The sequence below is a fragment of the Streptomyces sp. NPDC029159 genome (genome assembly GCF_055564055.1).
The window spans coordinates 49965-68632 of record NZ_JBVHWT010000020.1; the positions used below are offsets into that span (position 1 = coordinate 49965).

At 73.4% G+C, this 18668-nt stretch carries 17 protein-coding genes; 5 read left to right on the plus strand and 12 right to left on the minus strand.

The features are described from left to right. Positions 1-42 precede the first annotated feature (42 nt). Genes ACZ4U4_RS28720 through ACZ4U4_RS28730 form a run of 3 tightly spaced genes read right to left on the minus strand, consistent with a single transcriptional unit; the run spans position 43 to position 2899 of the window. Positions 43-609 carry a hypothetical protein gene (locus ACZ4U4_RS28720; RefSeq protein WP_467880161.1) on the minus strand — a complete coding sequence of 189 codons (567 nt, stop codon included), beginning with the start codon at positions 607-609 and terminating at the stop codon, positions 43-45. Next, positions 606-2198 (minus strand): ATP-binding protein, encoded by a 1593-nt coding sequence (locus ACZ4U4_RS28725; protein ID WP_467880164.1) that lies wholly within the window; start codon positions 2196-2198, stop codon positions 606-608. Before ACZ4U4_RS28725 ends, ACZ4U4_RS28720 begins: the two co-directional genes overlap by 4 nt. After that, positions 2195-2899 carry a response regulator gene (locus tag ACZ4U4_RS28730; RefSeq protein ID WP_467880167.1) on the minus strand — a complete coding sequence of 235 codons (705 nt, stop codon included), beginning with the start codon at positions 2897-2899 and terminating at the stop codon, positions 2195-2197. Before ACZ4U4_RS28730 ends, ACZ4U4_RS28725 begins: the two co-directional genes overlap by 4 nt. A gap of 150 nt (positions 2900-3049) precedes the next feature. On the opposite strand from ACZ4U4_RS28730, the gene ACZ4U4_RS28735 reads away from it, so the two are divergent. Further along, the gene (locus tag ACZ4U4_RS28735) at positions 3050-3829 is read left to right on the plus strand and encodes a polysaccharide deacetylase family protein (protein ID WP_467880170.1); all 780 of its coding nucleotides are present in this window, start codon (positions 3050-3052) and stop codon (positions 3827-3829) included. A 67-nt stretch (positions 3830-3896) separates the two neighbouring features. On the opposite strand, the gene ssgD is transcribed toward ACZ4U4_RS28735, so the two are convergent. The 3 genes from ssgD to ACZ4U4_RS28750 form a co-directional block, all read right to left on the minus strand. Next, positions 3897-4310, minus strand: a complete 414-nt coding sequence (ssgD, locus tag ACZ4U4_RS28740; RefSeq protein WP_467880173.1) for a spore wall synthesis regulator SsgD — start codon at positions 4308-4310, stop codon at positions 3897-3899. A 97-nt stretch (positions 4311-4407) separates the two neighbouring features. Continuing rightward, a complete protein-coding gene (locus tag ACZ4U4_RS28745; protein WP_467880176.1) occupies positions 4408-6006 on the minus strand; it encodes a PH domain-containing protein in 1599 nt (532 codons plus the stop codon). After that, entirely contained in the window at positions 6003-6524 is a 522-nt protein-coding gene (locus ACZ4U4_RS28750) for a PH domain-containing protein (RefSeq protein ID WP_467880179.1), read from the minus strand. The genes ACZ4U4_RS28745 and ACZ4U4_RS28750 overlap by 4 nt, the downstream gene beginning before the upstream one ends. 110 nt (positions 6525-6634) lie before the next feature. Between ACZ4U4_RS28750 and ACZ4U4_RS28755 the strand changes: the two genes are divergently transcribed. Both ACZ4U4_RS28755 and ACZ4U4_RS28760 read left to right on the plus strand, forming a co-directional pair. Continuing rightward, a complete protein-coding gene (locus tag ACZ4U4_RS28755; RefSeq protein WP_467880182.1) occupies positions 6635-7246 on the plus strand; it encodes a TetR/AcrR family transcriptional regulator in 612 nt (203 codons plus the stop codon). A 364-nt stretch (positions 7247-7610) separates the two neighbouring features. Next, entirely contained in the window at positions 7611-9149 is a 1539-nt protein-coding gene (locus tag ACZ4U4_RS28760; RefSeq protein WP_467880186.1) for a sigma factor, read from the plus strand. Positions 9150-9350: 201 nt separating this feature from the next. Here the strand turns inward: ACZ4U4_RS28760 and ACZ4U4_RS28765 are convergent, their stop codons facing one another. From ACZ4U4_RS28765 to ACZ4U4_RS28790, 6 genes are all read right to left on the minus strand, one after another. After that, positions 9351-9857 (minus strand): MarR family winged helix-turn-helix transcriptional regulator, encoded by a 507-nt coding sequence (locus ACZ4U4_RS28765; protein WP_467880189.1) that lies wholly within the window; start codon positions 9855-9857, stop codon positions 9351-9353. A gap of 54 nt (positions 9858-9911) precedes the next feature. Beyond that, positions 9912-11960, minus strand: coding sequence for an FUSC family protein (locus tag ACZ4U4_RS28770; RefSeq protein WP_467880191.1), 2049 nt, complete (start codon positions 11958-11960; stop codon positions 9912-9914). A 557-nt stretch (positions 11961-12517) separates the two neighbouring features. Next, the gene (locus tag ACZ4U4_RS28775; RefSeq protein WP_467880194.1) at positions 12518-12829 is read right to left on the minus strand and encodes a hypothetical protein; all 312 of its coding nucleotides are present in this window, start codon (positions 12827-12829) and stop codon (positions 12518-12520) included. A 435-nt stretch (positions 12830-13264) separates the two neighbouring features. Continuing rightward, positions 13265-14068 carry a DeoR/GlpR family DNA-binding transcription regulator gene (locus ACZ4U4_RS28780; protein ID WP_467880197.1) on the minus strand — a complete coding sequence of 268 codons (804 nt, stop codon included), beginning with the start codon at positions 14066-14068 and terminating at the stop codon, positions 13265-13267. A gap of 39 nt (positions 14069-14107) precedes the next feature. Beyond that, the gene (locus ACZ4U4_RS28785) at positions 14108-14992 is read right to left on the minus strand and encodes a class II fructose-bisphosphate aldolase (protein ID WP_467880200.1); all 885 of its coding nucleotides are present in this window, start codon (positions 14990-14992) and stop codon (positions 14108-14110) included. Between the two features lie 43 nt (positions 14993-15035). After that, the gene (locus ACZ4U4_RS28790; protein WP_467880202.1) at positions 15036-15941 is read right to left on the minus strand and encodes an SIS domain-containing protein; all 906 of its coding nucleotides are present in this window, start codon (positions 15939-15941) and stop codon (positions 15036-15038) included. Between the two features lie 310 nt (positions 15942-16251). Here ACZ4U4_RS28790 and ACZ4U4_RS28795 point away from each other — a divergent pair, with 310 nt between their 5' ends. Further along, positions 16252-17688, plus strand: a complete 1437-nt coding sequence (locus ACZ4U4_RS28795) for a sugar porter family MFS transporter (RefSeq protein ID WP_467880205.1) — start codon at positions 16252-16254, stop codon at positions 17686-17688. A gap of 90 nt (positions 17689-17778) precedes the next feature. Continuing rightward, a complete protein-coding gene (locus tag ACZ4U4_RS28800) occupies positions 17779-18495 on the plus strand; it encodes an endonuclease V (RefSeq protein ID WP_467880208.1) in 717 nt (238 codons plus the stop codon). Positions 18496-18668 lie beyond the last annotated feature (173 nt).

An 18668-nucleotide genomic window follows, 5' to 3' on the forward strand; every position in this document is an offset into this window, starting at 1 on the left:
CGCCTCTCCACGGTAGCCCGCCCGGCGCGGGCGGCGGCGGACTCAGGACGGCGGCACCGCCGACGGCTGGACCACCGGCAGCGCGGTGTCGCCGCCGCACAGCATCGGGCCGATGCGGGAGCCGGAGCCGGTCAGCGTGACCCGTACCGAGGACGGCGGGTGGCCGCCGGGGACGGCGGCGTTGGCCGCCGTGCAGACCAGCTGGCTCAGGGCGGCGGTGTCCAGCTTCCGCGGCGGGACGGGCAGCCCGATGTCGACCCGGCCCTGGCCCGCGCGCACCTGCAGCCGTCCGGACAACTCGGGCAGTGCGCTGGAGAGGCCGCGCCGGCGTTCGGCGTGGTCGGGGCCGTCGAGCAGCAGGTCGAGGGCGGCCTGCGGGTCGGCCGGTGCCTTGGCCGGGCGGGTCGCGGAGCGCAGTCCGGCCGGTCCGTAGAAGAACAGCTGGACGCCGGTCTCCGGGCGTCCCGGGGCCTGCACCCCGGAGGCCGGGGCGCCCGCGTCGATCACGTCGCTGGGCTCGATACCGCAGCCGGCCGGCACGGCCACGGCGACGCAGGCCAGCGCGGTCGTGGTCAGGATCCGGGCGGTACGGGGGCGGGGCGCGCTCATGCGGCGGCCTCCTTGCCGGGGGTGTCCGGGGCGGCGGGACGGTCCGGCGCCGGGTCGGCGGAGGCGTCCGTGTCCGAGGCGGGTCCGTCCGGGGCGGGGCCGTCCGGGGCGGGGCCGTCCGCCGCCGGGGCGCCGGTCCCGTCGGGCGGCCGTACCGGCAGCTCCACGGTGAAGACCGCGCCGCCGCCGGGCGCGTTGGCGGCGCGGACGGTGCCGCCGTGCAGCCGGACGTTCTCCTGGGCGATGGCCAGGCCGAGACCGCTGCCCTCGGAGCGGGCGCGGGCCGAGTCCGCCTTGTAGAAGCGGTCGAAGACGTGCGGCAGGACCTGCGGGTCGATGCCGGGGCCGCTGTCGCGGACCTCCAGCAGCAGCCGGTCCGCGCCGGGCCCGGGGGCCTGCAGCCGGACGTGGACGGGGCTGCCGCCGTGGTGCAGGGCGTTGCCGACGAGGTTGGCGACGACGACGTCCAGCCGCCGCGGGTCGACGCGGGCGCGGACGCCGTCGGGCAGCTCCGCGCCGACCTCGTCCTGCCAGGCGCGGGCCTGAAGCGTCTTGCGGACGGTCTCGGCGACGTCCACCTCGTCGAGGTGGAGGGCTGCGGCGCCCGCGTCGAACCGCGAGACCTCCATCAGGTCCTCCACCATGCGCGTCAGCTTTCCGGTCTCCTGACTGATCAGCCGGACCGCGGACGCGGTGTCCGGGTCCAGCGCCGCGGCGTCCTCGTCCAGCACGTCGGTGACCGCGGTCATCGCGGCGAGCGGGGTGCGCAGCTCGTGCGAGACGTCCGCGGCGAACCGGCGGGCGTTGGCCTCCAGCCGCCGCAGCTCCGCCACGCTCGCCTCCAGCTCCTCCGCCATGTCGTTGAACGACCGGGAGAGACCGGCGAGTTCGTCGGTGCCCTTGACCTCAAGACGGGTGTCGAGCTTCCCCTCGGCGATCCGCCCGGCCGCCTGCCGCAGCCGCCGCACCGGCCGCAGCACGCCCCGGGCGGCGAGCAGCGCGGGCAGCACCGACAGCGCCAGCACCGGCAGCGCACCCCGCTGCGCCGCGCTGACCAGCGCCTCGACGTTGGCCTCCTCGGCGTTCAGCGGGAGTTGGGCGTAGACCGACAGCGCGGACGGCGCGCCGTCGGGCTGGCGCACCGGCATCCCGATCAGCAGCCAGGGGTCACCGTCGCGCACCACCCGCTGGAACGCCGGGACATGGCGCCGCTCGACGGATTTCTTCAGTTCGGCGGGGAGGCGGACCGGGCCGGTGGCCGGGGCGTCGTCGCCGCCGGGGACGCCGCGGTAGCGGACCCGGACGTCCCAGTCGCGGGAGGTGCCGGAGCGCTCCAGCTGGAGGCGGAGGGCCTCCAGATCGGTGCGGGTGGGCGGTACGGCCAGTTCCGGGGCGAGCGAATTGATCTGGGTGCGCAGATCGTTGACGGCCATGTCCTGGGAGCGCTGCAGGATGGCGTTGCGCGCCTCGCGGTACGTCAGCCCGGCGGTGGTCAGCGCGCTGACCGCGGCGACCAGCAGGAACGCCACGACCAGCCGGACCCGCAGCCCGCGCAGCCGCCCCGGGGGCAGCAGCCGGCGGCACCTCACAGGGGGCCGAAGCGGTAGCCGAAGCCGCGCACCGTCTGGACGAAGCGGGGGCTGCGCGGGGTGTCCTCTATCTTCGTCCGCAGCCGCATCACACAGGCGTCCACCAGCCGGGCGTCACCGTGGTAGCTGTGCTCCCAGACGTGTTCCAGCAGTTGCTGGCGGCTGAAGACCTGTCCGGGGGTGGCCGACAGGAAGAGCAGCAGCTTCATCTCGGAGGGCGCGAGCGCGAGGTCCCGGCCGTCCTTGGCGACGACGAGCCCGGCGCGGTCGATGGCGAGCGCGCCGTACGACTCGACGGGCGCGGGGCCGGGTTCGGTGGCGGCCGCGCCGTCGGCGGGCGGCGCGGTGCGGCGCAGCACCGCCCGTATCCGGGCCTCCAGGACCTCGCCGCGGGCCGGTTTGACGATGTAGTCGTCGGCGCCCGCCTCCAGGCCGAGGACCACGTCGAGGTCGTCGCCGCGTGCGGTGAGCATGATGATCGGCAGCTGCCGCTCGGTGCGGATCAGGCGGCAGACCTCGAAGCCGTCCTTGCCCGGCAGCATGAGGTCGAGCAGCACGATGTCCGGCCGGAAGCCGGGCAGCAGATCGAGCCCCTCCTCACCGCTGCCGGCCGCCGCGACCTCGTGGCCGCGCCGCCGCAGGGCGAGGGACACCCCGTCCCGTACGGCGGCGTCGTCCTCGATCAGAAGTACACGTGGCATGGGTTCAGTATCAAGAACTTTCATGATGGATCGGTAACAGAGGCATCCTGATCGGTTTCCTGCGCATCTGTGGGGGTGCGGCCGGAGGGCGGAAAACGCCCGGACCGTACGAGACCACGGACAGACCCACAAGACGGTGCGAGGGACGGCATGAACAGGGCGGGGCGCTTCGGGAGCGGGCGCGGCATTCTCAAGACGGTCACCGCGACGGCGGTGGCGCTCGGCGCCGCCGGGGCGCTCGCCCTGACCTGGCCCGGCGGCCCGGCCAGCGCGGAGGCGGACACCCCCGAGGCGACGCAGTCGGCCTCCCACCGCCCGACGGCCCGCCCCGTGGACCCGTCGATCGTGCACGCCTCGGACCGCCCCGGCCGCAGCCTCAACATCACCATCGACGACGGCCCGGACCCGGTGTGGACCCCGAAGGTCCTCGACGTACTCGAACGCCACCACGTCAAGGCGGTGTTCTGCATGATCGGGCCGCAGGCCGCGGCCCACCCCGACCTCGTCCGCCGGGTCGTCGCCGCCGGTCACCGGCTCTGCGACCACACCATCAGCCACGACACCGGCATGGACCACCGGCCGGAGCGCTACCAGTCGGACCAGATCCTCCCGGCCCAGAAGATGATCGAGAAGGCCGGGGGCGCGCCGGTGCGCTACTACCGGGCGCCCGGCGGCGCGTTCACGCCCTACAGCCGCACCCTCGCGGCCAAGCACGGGATGCGGCCGCTGGGCTGGAACATCGACAGCAAGGACTTCGAGGGCGGCTCCGTCGCCACCATCGAGGCGACCGTCCGCGGCGAGCTGACGAACGGCCCGACCGTCCTCTTCCACGACGGCGGCGGCGATCGCTCCCGCACCGTCGAGGCGCTGGACGACCTGCTGCCGTGGCTGCGGCAGCAGAGCTACGGCTTCGGCTTCCCGCAGCAGTGACACCGCGTCCCCGGCGGGCACGGAACGGTGCCCGCCGGGGACGCGCGGGGGAGCGGATGCCGGGCGCTCAGGCGGCGCCGAAGAGGGCGGCGAGACCACGGTCGACATCGAGGTGGGTCGGCTCCTGACCGGCCGGGACCGCCTCGTACGAGCGGGCCAGGAAGCGCCGTACATCCGCCGTGCGCAGCTGCACCATCGCCACGCCCTCGTCGGCGTGGAACTCCATGACCGTGCGCTCCGGACCCGCCGGCCGCACCCGCACATCGCCGTGGCCGACGGGGGAGTGCACGCCCTCGGCCAGCAGCTCGCGCGCGAACGCCCAGTCCACCGCGGCCCCGTCGAGGGAGATCTCCGGCGGGAACGACATCCGCACCGCCAGCGGATCGCGGGGGTGGTACCGCAGCACGGCGGGGACCGTGTGCGGCCCGGGGGTCGTTGCGAGGAGGCGGACCTGGACGGCGTGGTCGATGGTGGCGGGCATCGCGGCGGCTCCTCACAGCTGTCGTTTCACGGCATCACTCACCCCCTAGGACGAACGACGGGCCCCGGTCGTGCACGCACAAGGGGTGTGATCTGTGTCATGGTGCGCATCGGCGGGGGAGAAGCGGGTAGCCGCCGGGGTCGGCCGCCGCGTCCGCTCGGTGGCACCCGCCCTCCGCCGTCCCCACCAGGAACTCCTCGACGATGCCCGGCGCGGCGGCCGCGGCGAGACCCGGTGCCCGCGACGCCGCCAGATCCGGGATCCGGTGCCGCCCCTCGCCCGCGGCGAACGCGGCGGTCAGCGTCACCAGCCCGGCCCGGCGGCCGAACGGGGTGCTGGAGAACGTCCACGCCGCGACCGCCGACCGCTCCAACGCCAGTGTGTCCCGGCCGAACACCCCCGACCGCACCACGAGATGGCCACCGTGCAGCCCGTGCCCGAGCGCCCGGTACGCCTCCCGCGCCGCCCACCACACCACCGCCGCCGACACCGCCGCGTACGCCCCCGCCCCTGCGAACAGCGCCGGCGCGAAGGCCACCCCGCCACCGGCCAGGACCGCCGTCCCCGGCAGCGTCACCCAGCACAGCCCCCGCAACCGCCGCCTGCGCAGCGCCGCCCGGGGATGGCGCGCCAGTGTGGTCGAGGCGCCCCGCCCCGGCAGCGGCGGATCGGGGAACGGCGCGCCCAGCACCCCGCCGGCCACCCGCACCGCCAACGTCCGCGGCGCCGGTGGCAGCAGCCCGCTGCGCGCACGGTTCTCGTCGCGGTCACCGAGCCCACCGGCCACCGCCCGCACCGACGCCCCGCCGCCCGCGCGCAGCAGCAGCGGCTCCCGGAGCAGCACCCCGCGCAGCCGGGCCCGGTCGATCGTGACCGTCCGCGTGGTGAACAGGCCGCGCCGCACCCGCAGCGTCGCGCCGTCGACCCACTCCAGACGGTGGCCCCACCAGTTCTCCGCGTACAGCGCCACCGCGCCGACCGCCCCGGCGACCAGCAGCACCAGCAGCGCCGCGGGAACCGTCAGCCACGGCGACACCGTGCCGAACGCCGCGAACGCCCGCCGGACGAAGCCCAGTTCCCAGAAGTCGACGCCCATGCCGTGCAGCACGCGGTGGACCGTACCGGCCGCGATCAGCACCCCGCCGACCACCCAGAAGGTCAGCGGCGCATACCGCAGCCAGCGCGGGGAGAAATGCGCCAGCACCGGATCGTCCGCCACCGCACCGGACGAGGCCCGGGCCAGCAGCGCGCCCTGCACCCGCCGGGCCTCGGTGGCCGGCAGCGCGTCCAGCGTCAGCACACCGCTCCCGTCGCCCGCGGTCCCGGCCCGCAACGCCGCGAGCCGCAGCACCCGGTGGAGCGGCGTCGCGGTGAGATCGACGGTACGGATCCGGTCCAGCGGCACGGTGCGCAGCCGCCGGGTGAACACCCCCGTCCGCACCTCCAGCGCGGCTGCGGTGACCCGGAACTCCGTACGCGCCCACCGCACCGCGCCCACCGCGGTGACCACGGCGAACGACACGGTGAGCGCGGCCAGCGCGATCCAGGTGCCGGGCGGGATCCGCCCACCGGTGACCACGGCCGCCGCCGCGAGGGAGGTCAGCGGCGGCAGCGGCCAGGCGGCGTGCACCAGGAGGGTGCGCGGATGGGTCCGGCGCCACCCGCCGCCCGGGGCGAGATACGTCGATTCCGTCATGCCGCATCCCCCGGAACCAGCTGCGCCGCCGCGCCGATCCGCCGGGACAGCTCGTCCGCCCCCGCCTCGGACAGCCCGCGGATCCTGATGTCGCCCGCGGTCGAGGCGGTGGTCACGGTGACCGTCGCCAGCCCGAACCGGCGCTCCAGCGGGCCTTGGGCGGTGTCGACCGTCTGCACCCGCGACAGCGGAGCGATCCGCCGCCGCTGCCGGTACCAGCCGTCGGACGCGTACACCGCCCGCTCACCCAACTCCCAGGCGTGCACCGCGTACCGCACCCGCGGCATCAGCACGAGGTGGACGAGCGCCGCGACGACGGGTGCCGCCAGCAGCGGGCCCAGCCACGGCAGCGCCCCCGGGAAGAAGAGCAGGGCGCAGACCGCGAGCGCCACCGCGGTCAGCAGCACCGGGCCGCTCACCGTCAGCAGCGCCCGCACCGCCCACCAGCGGCGCGCCCGCGGATCGACGCGGTGGTGTGGCGGCCGTAGTGCGGGTGGTGCGGTTCCGGTTCCGGGCATGGCGATCCCCCGTTGGCAAGTCAACTGTATTGGACGTGGGTACGTTATACCGTACGAGTGACTTGCAAAAGCGGGCCGGACGGAACCGGCCCGACGACGGGAGGCCGGGCGTGCCCAAGAAGGTCGATCACGAGGCCAGGCGGCGGGAGATCGCGGAGGCGCTCTGGCGGGTGGCGAGCACCCGCGGCCTGGACGGCGCCGGACTGCGCGACATCGCCGCCGAAGCCGGCATCTCCCTCGGGCAACTGCAGCACTACTTCCGCACCAAGGGCGACATGCTCGTCTTCGCCCTCCGCCACATCAACGCCCTCGCCGACCGCCGCATCCGCGACCGCATCGAGGCCATGGACGGGGAGCCGGCCCCGCGCGACGTCCTCCGGGCCTGCCTGACCGGCATGTTGCCGCTGGACGACCGCAGCCGCACCGGCGCCCTCGTCGGCGCCGCCTACTTCGTCCGCGCCGTCCACGACGCCGACCTGCGCGCCGAGGCCAGGAACGGCATCCCCCGCCTCCGCGACTTCTTCACCGGGGAGCTCCGCCGCGCCGCCGACCGCGGCGAACTCCCGCCCGCCCGCGCCACGGACGACGAGGCGATGCTCCTTGTCACCCTCGCCGACGGCCTCTCCACCTACCTCCTCCTGGAGGTCCACACCCAGGAGGAGGCGCTGCGCCTGCTCGATCTCCACCTGGAGCAACTCTTCGGGGGGAGGGCGGAGAAGTGACGGACGGGCCGGGGTGTTCCGTCGCGCATCTCTGATGAGGCGTCAAGTCGGTATATAGCTTCCGGGGTGACGCTCCCCTGCCTGCACTGAAGGCATTTCAAGATGATCGCCCCTAACTGCCCTTGTTCACCAGGGCTTGCCCTCAGTTGTCGCTTTCGGGAGGGGCGCCCGCGCCTCACACGGGGCGTACGGGAGCGCGCCGTGACGCCTTTCACCAATGCCACGTGCCGGTCATGGCCCGACAGATGGGAGAATCAAGGCCCCTAGGTGGACGAACTCCTCCGGGCCAGCTCCCGGACCGACCCTCCCCGGAACGCACGGCCACCGCCGCACGTCCCGGGGCGAAATCCGAAGGTTGCCCCCCATGTCTGAAGCCCCCGCGGACTCCGCGTGGCCCGCGGACCGGCTCACCCCCACGGTGTCGGTCCCCGCACAGGCCGGCGCCCCCGAGGAATCCGGCGCCTCCGCCGTCGACGTCTACACCGAGCTGTACGCCCAGGAGCATCCGCGCCTGGTCGGCTACGCCCGCTCGCTGATCGCCAACGCCTGGCTCGCCGAGGACGTCGTCGCCGAGGCGCACTTCCGCGTCTGGCGCCGCATCCACGGCGGCCACCACATCGACAACGTCCCGGCCTATCTGCGGACCACCATCCGCCACCTCGCCTCCAGCGCCGGATCGGACGCCGCCCGTGAGGTCCCCCGCGACCCCGAGGACGGACAGACCTGGCCCGAGACCGTCACCGTCGGCGGCGCCACCCCGCCGGAGGACCCGGCACAACGCGTCGCCTACGTCGACCAGCTCGCCCGCGTCCTCGACCAACTCCCGCACCGCTGGGTGAAGGCCCTCTGGCTCGCCGAGGCCGAAGGCCAGCCGCTGGAAGCCGTCGGCAAGGCCATCGGCGCGGGCAAGGGCGCCACCGCCGTCCTCCTCCACCGCGCCCGGGAGGGTATGCGCCAGGCGTTCCTGCGCGGACTGCCCGGCAGCCCCGAGGCGGCCGCCTGCGGCACCCACTGGGAACGGATGCCCGCCTATCTGCGCGGCGAGGCCACCGCCCGGCAGGCCGACGGCATCGCCGAACACCTCCCGGACTGCGCCGACTGCCGCGACCGCCTCGCCCTGCTCACCCGCGCCAACCACCGTCTTCCCGCGCTCACCGGCCCCGCACTGCTGGTGTTCCTGGCCGGTGGCTCGGCGAAGTTCCTGCTCCCGCTGCTCGGCGCCGGAGCCGGGGCGGGGACGGCCGCCGCGGCCTCGTCCGGCACCACCCCGGCCCCCGGCAGCGTCCTCGGTACGCTGCGCCGACTGCTGCGCATCCGCTCCGGCCCGGCCGCCGCAACGGCCGGCGGCGTCGCGGTCGTCGCCGTCGCCGGCGCCGCGATGGCCGCCGGATACGTCCTCACCGACGACACCCCCACCCCGAAGCCCCGACCGCAGGCCGCAGCCGCCGCACCGCGGACGCCCGCCGCCCCGGCCCCCTCCGACGCCCCGCCGCACAGCCCGCAGGCCCCGCCCCCGGGGCCGCCCGCGGTACCACCCGCCCCGGGCACCCCGGCCGCACCCTCGGAATCCCCGTCCCCATCCGCGTCGCCCACCACCGCACCGCCCACACCCGGGCCCACGGATCCGTCCACCACCCCCACGACACCGGGCCCGACGCCCACACCCACGGCCTCACCGACCCCGACGCCTACACCTACGCCGACCCCCAGCCCGACGCCTACGCCGACCCCGACCCCGACTCCGACGGAAGCGCCGACGCCGACCCTGACCCCCACGCCGACGCCCACACCGACGCCGTCACCCACGTTCACCCAGCCCACGGCCTCGCCCAGCCCGACGACGCCGCCCCGCTGCGGCTGGCACTGGATGGGCTCGAAGTGGGTGTGGAACTGCTCGGGGTGATAGCGGCCCGAGGCGCCGCGCCGGGCGGGGGACGATCACGCGGTGGCGGTGGTAGCGGCAGGACGGGGCGAGGTCGGTCGGCCACCGTGCGGGCGGTGGCCGCGGTGGGGCGATGGACGGTACGACGGTCGCATGTCCAGCCATCGGCTTGACGTGTCTGCCGCGCCCCCTCCGGGCCCTCGCCCTCAACCCGTCACGCTCTCAATCCATCAGGCTGCCCAGGCGGCCTTCCAGGACGACGAGGAGTTCGCCCAGCCCCTCGGAGAGTTCATCGCGGCGGCGCTCGCCGACACCGCCGAGCAACGTCGCCTCGTACGCCAGCTGTTCCGGCAGGATCCGGTCGATCAGATCGCGGCCCTCGTCGGTGAGGGAGAGATGGGCGACCCGGCGGTCACGGTCGTCCACGCGGCGGCTGATCAGCCCGCCCGCCTCCAGCTGCCGCAGCCGCTTGGTGACCGCGGCGCCCGACGCGAACGTCTCCCGCGCCACCCGGCCCGGCGTCAGCTCCCGGTCCATCCGGCGCAGCGTCCCCAGGATGTCGAACTCCGGGCGGGACAGCCCGGCCCGCCGCAGCGGCGCGTCGGCGGCCTGCTGCAACAGCGCCGAACAGCGGTTGAGCCGCCCGATCAACGCCATCGGACCGGTGTCGAGCCCCGGGTGCACCTGCTGCCACTGGCGCAGCACCCCCGCGACGATGTCCTCGGCCACCCGGCTCTCCTCTCGCCCTCGTACGGCGCCGGACCGGCTCAGCTCACCGTCGTATCACCGTCGTACGCCGTCAATTGTGCCTGCCGCGGCCACCGGTTCCGGCACGGGGCGGACGGACGGCGCAGCCTCGGCCAGACGCCGCGCGAGCAGCGCGAGGGTGCGGTGACCGTGCTGTTCGGCCCGGGCCACCCGCTCCTCCGGCAACGCCCGCTGCCACCACTCGCCCGACGCCACCTCGACGGCCTCCCGCAGCTCGGCCAGCGCCCCCGCCAGCCGGTCCCGCGCCCAGCCGGTCTCCCGCGCGTGCGCCGCGCCGGGGACCGCGTCCGCCGCGAGCAGCTGCCCGGCCGCGGCCTGCGCCGCAGCGGTCCGCTCCAACGCCGCGCCGATACGGTCACCGGCCCGCCGATTGGTGACCAGCACACAGCAAACCAGCCCCAGCGCGGCCCCCACCAGCGTGTCGATCCACCGGTCGGCGACGAGCACCCGGGCCGGCAAGGGGTTGCCGAACTCCGTCAGCAGCAACGCCATGGGCGTGACACACACCGACCCCAGCCAGTAGTTCCGGGTGATCCACGCCTCCGCCCCGAACTGGAAGACCAGCGCCAGCGCGATCATCGCCAGGTGACCGGTGTGGATCACCGGCAGCAGAAGCGTGAACACCACCAGCCCCAGCAGATTCCCCACCGACCGCTGAAACGCCCGCTGCCAGGACAGCGTCGTGTTCGCCTGGAACACCGACGCCGCCGTGACGACGGCCCAGTACGGATGCCCGACCCCGAGCACCATCGACACCCACCCGGCCAGCGCACACCCCACGGCGGTCCGGACACCCACCGGCAGCAACGGCGAGCCGCTCCGGAACGCGGCGCCCACGGCCCGCCAGCCCCGCACCCGCCCGGGCGCCGGGCAACGCGGGCTGAAGCCGGGGGAATCGCAGGTCACGGCGGTTCGCGGGCCGGCACCTCCACCGTCGACGCCGTCTGCGCCAGCCTCCCCGGCCTGGTGCGGGACCTCGGCGAGCCGGACCGTCCCGGCCTCGCCCTCCTGAGGCAGGGCGACGTCCACGTGCTGATCGACGAGGGGGGCGCCGGGCCGGGCGTTGCGGTGTGCGACCTGCTGTTCCGCCTGCTGATGGTCCAACTCGACGCCGACCAGCTCCGCCTGCTGTGACGGCGTGAGCGCCACCACGGGAAGCGGCCCGCCACCCCGGACCTCCTGCGCCCACCGCCCGAACAGGTCCGCCCCGGCGAGCGCGCCGGAGTCGGCCTCCCCGTCCGCAGCCCCGCTCAGCACGGCCTCGGCCCGGATCAGCAGCCGCTCCAGCCCGGCCCGCGCCTCGGCCTTCGCGGGCGTCCGCGCGGGAACCAGGAAAACCGTGTGCCACGCGGCATTCACCGCGGTCGCCGTCGCCTGCCGGGCCCGCGCCACCGCGCCTCCGGCCGACCCCGGCGCTTCGGCGCGGGCCGCGGCCTCGGCACGCAACTGCGCCGCCGCGGCCTCCAACGCCCGAGCGGTGGCGATCCGCTCCGGCCCCCGCGGCCTTACCAGGGCGGGCGCCATCCCGACGAGCCACGCCACGGCCCCGGCCGCCAGCGCCAGCACCAGATGCAGCGGGACCTCGGAGATCCGCTGTGGCACGAAGAACGCCGACGCCGCGATGAACGTGAAGATCAAATTTCCCGGCGGCCCGATCCGCGTCGCATCACAGACCACCTTGTGCACCGCGGCAAGCACCGAGGCCAACGCCACCAGCACCACGGCGGACGAGACCAACGACGCCGCCGTCAGCGCCACCCCCAGGCTCGCCACCATGCCGAGCACGACCCACGGCAACGCCTTGGCCCGCGCCGCGTACGGCAGACCGTGCCCGTAGAGCGCACACATCGCCCCGGCCGAGGTGTACAGCACCAGGTCCATACGGCCCAGCGCGAAGAGCGTGAAATCCGGGACGGCCAGCGCCACCACCGCGCTCAACGCCGGCTTGTGCCAGATGTCCACCGGCCGCCGCAACCGCACGGAACTCCGCACCGGCAGCGGCCGCACCCCACTCAACAGAGCCCCGCCCCCACGCTTCCCACCCGCCTTGACGTGCTTACCCATGCGAGAAGATTAACAGGTGTTTTACTCGTAAAAGATGTGCCCCGGGTCACGAAGGGGCGGTGGGGGATTGGGTGAGGTGCTTGCGGGAGGTACGGGGGCTGCCAGGGGTGGCGCGCGGGCCATCGGCAGGGCGCGGATTGGTGAGAGGGCTGAAGCGGCGGGTGGGAGGGCGGCGTCCGGCGATCGGCGCGAGGTGGCGTGGCTGTGGGGTGGTGTCCGTCTGTATGGGGACGGGTGTTCGGCGCCTCGGAGTGGGAAGGGTGCTGCCTGCTCGCGGCGGCGCAGCACGGCGACCGTCGGGTGGACCCGAAGCTGCGGGGGTGTCCGGCTCCGTGCCGCCGAACCGGGCGCGTTCCCATGCCGCGAGGGGCGATCGAGGCCCGGGGCGGCGGAAGCGGTGCCTGGCTTGCCGACGCCGCCCAACCGACGCCCCTTGCCGCCGCCCCGCAGTCGCCACTCCGCCTGCCTACCTGATCAGACGACCTGAGGCGCCGTGCCGGTCAGACGAACTGCGCAGGGCTATCCACCCAGCCCGCAGCAGGCCCCCATCCCTCGGATCAACAGCGCACGTTCTTCACATACAGCGCACGCGCCGAACTGCTCTTGGCATAGCGCACATTCTTCGTAGCGCCTTTGGAGAGCCGCCCCCGAGGATCGGCATGGTGCGGGACCACGATGACGTAACACGCCGGACGCCGACTGCACAGATTCGTCAGCCGTACGTAACGCTGATGGCCCTTCGTGTAGAACTTCCGCACCTTCACACACTGCACGGGCGGCCCGGCAGCGGCCGCCTCGGACGCCGTCGTCAGGCTCAACGTCCCCCCGCACAGCACTGCGGCCAACGCTGTGACCAGCAACTTCCGCATCACTACACTCTCCCCCGGATCAGGCCCCCGATACTTCTCCGCCAACGGGGCTCAGCTGGCTTCGTCCACTCATTCTCCATTCTCCATACACGACGACAGCTCTCAGCCCCAGCCACCCGACGCCCCTTTTCCGGCCATGACGTAACCGCGTCGACTTGGTGCGGGTGCGGGTGCGGGTGCGGGTGCGGGTGCGGGTGCGGAGGCGGAGGCGGAGGCGGGTGCGGAGGCGGAGGCGGGAGAAGGGGAGGGAAGTGAGGCGGTGAGGCGGCGAGGTGAGGCGCCCTGCGTGGCACTGGGGGCGGGGCCCCTCCCCCCCCGCCCCGCCCCTCCCCTCCCGCTGGGCCAACCCGGTCCTGAACGAACCTGGCTCGCCCCGCCCCGCCCCGCTCCCCGACCCAGCCACCCCACACCACCGGACCGGGGCCGGCCCTCAGCTCACCCGGCCTCCACAGCCCCCGCCGTCACCACCTTCAGGCCGCGGTCGGCGAACTCCCTCAGCGCCTGTTCGGGCGCGCCGCCATCCGTGATGAAGGTGTCGAACACGTCCGCCCCGCCGATCCGGGCGAAGCAGCGCTCGCCGATCTTCGACGAGTCGGCGACGACGACCGCTCGTCGCGCCCGCTCAGCCATCAGATGGTTGATCCGGGCCTCCGCCTCGTCGTGAACCGTCGCCCCCATCACCGGGTCCATCCCGTTGGCGCCGATGAACGCGATGTCCACCGAGATCTGCTGGAGCACCAACTCGCTGAACGGGCCCACCAGCTCGAAGGAGCGGGAGTGTGCCACGCCACCGGTCAGCACGATCTTGATCTGAGGGCGTACCGCCAGCTCGTTGGCGATGTTGAGGGAGTTGGTGACGATCGTCAGATGGGGTTGCGGTCCGGCTTCGGCGAAGTCCGGACGGATGGCCAGTGCTCGGGCGATCGCGGTGGTGGTGGTGCCTCCGCTCAGACCGACCACATCGCCACGCTCGACCATCCGCGCCGCCGCCTGCGCCACTGCCTCCTTCTCCTCGGACCGGTGTGCGTGCTTGTAGCGAATCGGCAGGTCGTACGCCACCGAGCTGAGCACCGCCCCGCCCCGGGTCCGGGTCAGCAACTGCTGCTCGGCGAGTGCGTCCATGTCGCGCCGCATCGTGGCGGCGGAGACCTCCAGTGCGGTCGCCGCCTCCTCGACGTCCACCCGGCCCCGTTCGCCGAGCAGCTCAAGCAGTGCGTTCATCCGTTCATGGCGCTTCATGCGGCGAGCCTAGCCGCGCTGCGGTGGCGTTCCCGCCGCTCACCCCCGCGCCGCCGGCGCCTGCGCGGTGTACTGCTCGGGCAGGTCGGGCGCCGTGTTCACCACCCCCAGCAACCTGGCGGCTTCCCTGGCCACCTCCTCCCTGGCCGGCTTGAGGTACTTACGCGAGTCGATGAGCCGGGGATCGGCTCCCAACGTCTCCCGTATGGAGCGGGTGAACACCGACACCAGGTGCGTGGAGATGTTGATCTTCGTCATTCCGGCCGCGATGGCGCGCTGCAGCTCGTCGTCCGGCACGCCGGACGACCCGTGCAGCACCAACGGCACCGGGAGCGTCTCCCGCAAGCGGGAGATCAACTCCTTGTCCAGCACCGTGGTCCGCTCCCGCATCGCATGCGAGGAGCCGACGGCGACCGCCAGCGCATCGACGCCCGTCGCATCGACGAACGCCAGCGCCTCGTCCGGATCGGTCCGCGCACCGGGCGCGTGCACGCCGTCCTTCCCGCCGACCTCACCGAGTTCCGCCTCGACGAAGGCGCCACGCTCATGGCACCAGGCGGTGAGCGCGGCGGTGGTGGCGACGTTCTGGTCGTAGGGGAGTGCCGAGGCATCCACCATGAAGGACCGCACACCGGCCGCCGCGCCCTCGTGGACCAGCTCCGGGTCGGTGAGGTGATCCAGATGCACGGCGATGGCGACGGACGAATCCTCCGCGAGCGCGAGGGTGGCCAGAGTGATCGGGCGCAGACTGCCGTGATAGCGGATGCAGTTCTCGCTGATCTGCAGGATGAGTGGCGCCTCGGCCCGCTCGGCGGCGGTGACCAGCGCCTCGGCGGTTTCCAGATGGATGACGTTGAAGGCCGCGGCGCCGACGCCGTTCACCCGCGCGGCGTCGATGAGCGAGGAGGTCGAAACGAGAGGCATGGGACGCTGACTCCCTTGGCTGCAGGTCGGGGTGGGACGCTGCCTAGCGGGCTGCCGGAACGGTGAGCATCACGGACCGGGTGAGGCTGCGGGGGCTGTCGGGGTCCAGGCCCCGGGCGCGGGTCCGTTCCAGGGCGACGCGCTGCACCAGCACCAGGTCCGCGAGCGGGTCGCGGTCGTGGCGGACGAAGCGTGCGCCCGTACGGGTCACCTCTGCCTCCAGGCCCGCCGGAGCGGCGCCGAAGAGCCAGGTCACGCGGTTGGGGGCGGCTATGGCGATCGGACCGTGGCGGTACTCCATCGCCGGGTAGGACTCCGTCCAGCTCTGGGACGCCTCCCGCATCTTGAGGGCCGCTTCGTTGGCCAGGCCGTAGGTCCATCCCGTGCCCAGGAAGGTGAACTGCTCGGCTTCCACCCACTCCGGCGTGACCGGAGCGGTGAGGGCGTCCCGCGCGTCGTTGACCGCCTCGGTGAGGTCCTCGCCCAGGTGGGCGCGGAGCAGCGTCAGGGCGGTGGTGGCGAAACGGGTCTGGACCACCGAGCGTTCGTCGGCGAAGGGCAGGGTGACGGTCGCATCCGAGAGTTCCTTCGCCGGGGTGTCCGGGTCGCCCAGGATCGTCACCGTCGGGATGCGCCCCTGGACGGCTTCCAGGACGCGCAGCACCTCGGTCGTGGTGCCGGAGCGGGTGATCGCCACCACTGCGTCGTAGTCGCGTGCGTGACCGAGAAATGCTTCCGAGGCGGCGAAGGCGTCGGTGACGCCGGCCCCGGAGCTCTCGCGGAGCGCGGCGTACGACTGCGCCATGAACCAGGACGTTCCGCAGCCGACGACGGCGACCCGCCGGCCCGGCTCCGGCAGCGGACCGCCCGCGGCGCCGATGCCGGCGGCCTCGGCCCAGGTCTCCGGCTGGCTGCGCAGCTCCTGCTCCATGTAGGACGTCTCGCTCATGGCACACCCTTCGTGAACGGTGGATCGGACTGCTTGGACTGCCGGCTTCCCGCCTGGCGGGGAAGTGAGTGAAAGTGCGTTCTTCTCGGCTGTTGTGAGCAACTCTACGCATGATCGCGGGACCGAGCCATCCCTCGTGCGAGTGAAGTGTTCGAAGGGTGTGGCGCGGGGTGTCGCTCGACTGGCCCCTTTGTGCGGTGAATGTCGAGTGAACGAGGTTCACTGAGGGGTGTTGACAGTTGCGCGAAAGGACTTCAATACTTGCATGATCAGTCATGAGTAGGTCGGCACGCTGCGCGAAGGACCCGCCATGTCCACTGCAACGCTCTCCGGGACGCCCCCGCCGCCACCGCCCGGGAAGGCCCGCCGCACGGGGCGGCTCTTCGCGCTGACGGGGGCCTTCGTCGGCGTCATCTACGGCTACGACTCCGGCAGCATCTCCGGCGCGCTGGTGTTCCTCAGTCGGGACTTCCAGCTCACCGAAGCGGAAAAGGGCCTGGTCAACAGCATTCTCGTGGGTGGCTGCATCGTGGGTGCGCTGCTCGGCGGCAAGCTCGCGGACGCCTTTGGCCGCAAGACCGCGATGCTGATCGTCGCGGGCTCGTACGCCCTCTTCGTCACGCTCTCCGCGCTGGCGCCCAATGTCGTCGTGCTCGACGCGGTGCGCTTCCTGCTCGGGGTGGCGATCGGCATTTCGATCGTCGCCGCCCCGCTGTACATCGCGGAATCGACCCCCGCGCGCATCCGTGGTGCGTCCGTCGCCGCCTACCAGGTCGCGACCGTGACCGGCATCGTCATCACGTACTTCGTCAACTGGGGCCTGTCGGACGGCGGTCACTGGCGCTGGATGCTGGGGGCGTCGGCGATCCCCGCGGCGCTGGTCATGATTCCGCTGTTCCGGCTGCCGGACACGCCCCGGTGGTACGTCCTCAAAGGGCGGACCGAGCGCGCGGTCGAGGTCATGACGATGACGGATCCGGAGGTCGACGCCCGCACCGAGGTGGCGGCGGTCGGTGCGGCGCTCGCCGCGGAGAGCGGCGGCTCCGCCCGCTCCCTGCTGCACAAGCCCTACGTCCGTGCCACGGTCTTCGTCATCGGCCTCGGCTTCTTCTGCCAGATCACCGGCATCAACGCCGTCACCTACTACAGCCCGCAGATCTTCACGCAGATGGGATTCACCGGCGACGGACTGAACTTCCTGCTGCCCTCGTTCGTTCAACTCGCCTCGCTGGCTGCCACCGTGGTGGCGATACTCATCATCGACCGGCTGGGCCGCCGCATGGTCCTGCTGACAGGTATCGGCACGATGGTCGTCATGCTCGCCGTGCTCACGGCCGTCTTCGCCGTCGGAGATCTGCACGGCACCGTGACCTGGATCGGCTTCGGTGCGATTCTGCTCTTCACCGCGGCCTTCAACTTCGGCTTCGGCTCGCTGATATGGGTCTACGCGAGCGAGGCGTTCCCCGCGCAGCTCCGGTCGACGGGCGCATCGGTGATGCTCACCGCCGACCTCGTCGCCAACCTCCTCATCGCGCAGTTCTTCCCGACCCTGATGGCCTGGGCCGGCGCCTCCTTGACCTTCGCCGGGCTGGGCGTGCTGGCGCTGGGCGCACTGGTCTTCGCCTCCTTCACCGCACCCGAGACCAAGGGGCGTCCTCTGGAGGAGATCCAGAGCTACTGGAGCAACGGAGGCCGCTGGCCCACCGCCACCTCCGCCGCCGCTCCCGCCCCGGAGGTGGTGCGCTGACCCCGTGGCCGCCGGCCCGGGCCGGCGGCCATGACGGTCCGGGTCGGCAGCGGGCTCGTTGCTCCGCCTGTTCGATACCGTGGCGTCACCATGGACAACACCAGCCCCGTCTCCCTCGATGACGAACTGCGGAACTGGCCGGCCGACGAGGCCCAGGCGCGCGCGGTACAGGACCGGCTGCGGCGCCATGTGCGTCTCGACGAGCCCGGCCCGCCGCCGGACTTCGAGGGCACCGTCGTCGGTGTCGACGTGGCGTACGACGACGAGCGGGACGTCGTCGCGGCCGCAGCCGTGGCGCTGGACGCCCGCACCCTGAAGATCGTGGACGAGACCACCGCGGTCGGCCGGATCTCCTTCCCCTATGTCCCGGGGCTGTTGGCCTTCCGGGAGATCCCGACGGTCGTCGACGCACTGGCCGCTCTCGCGCAGACACCCGGCCTGGTGGTGTGCGACGGCTACGGCCGGGCGCACCCCCGGCGCTTCGGCCTCGCCAGCCACCTCGGAGTCCTGACCGGTCTGCCCACGATCGGCGTCGCCAAGAACCCCTTCACCTTCCGCTACGACGCCCCCGGCGACGGACGCGGGGCGACCTCGCCGCTCCTGGACGACCTCGACGGCACCACGGAAGAAGTGGGCCGGGCGCTCCGTACCCAGCCGGGCGTCAAGCCCGTCTTCGTCTCCGTGGGCCACCGCACCGGACTCGACGGCGCCTGCGCGCACACCCTCCGGCTGGCGCCGAAGTACCGGCTCCCCGAGACGACCCGCGCGGCCGACGCCCTCTGCCGTCGGGCACTGGCCGCCAGCTGAGACACCGCCGCCTCCATCAAGGCCGGACCGGGCCAGGTCCGGCCAGGGGGCGCATTCCGCCCCCGCCGGACCGTTCGGCGGGCCCCGCGAGACGTCCGGCGCGCCGGGAATTCCCTCCCCGCCGAGCCCCGAGAGAAGCGCGTCCGTCCCCGAACTCGCGGGCATGGCCGCCA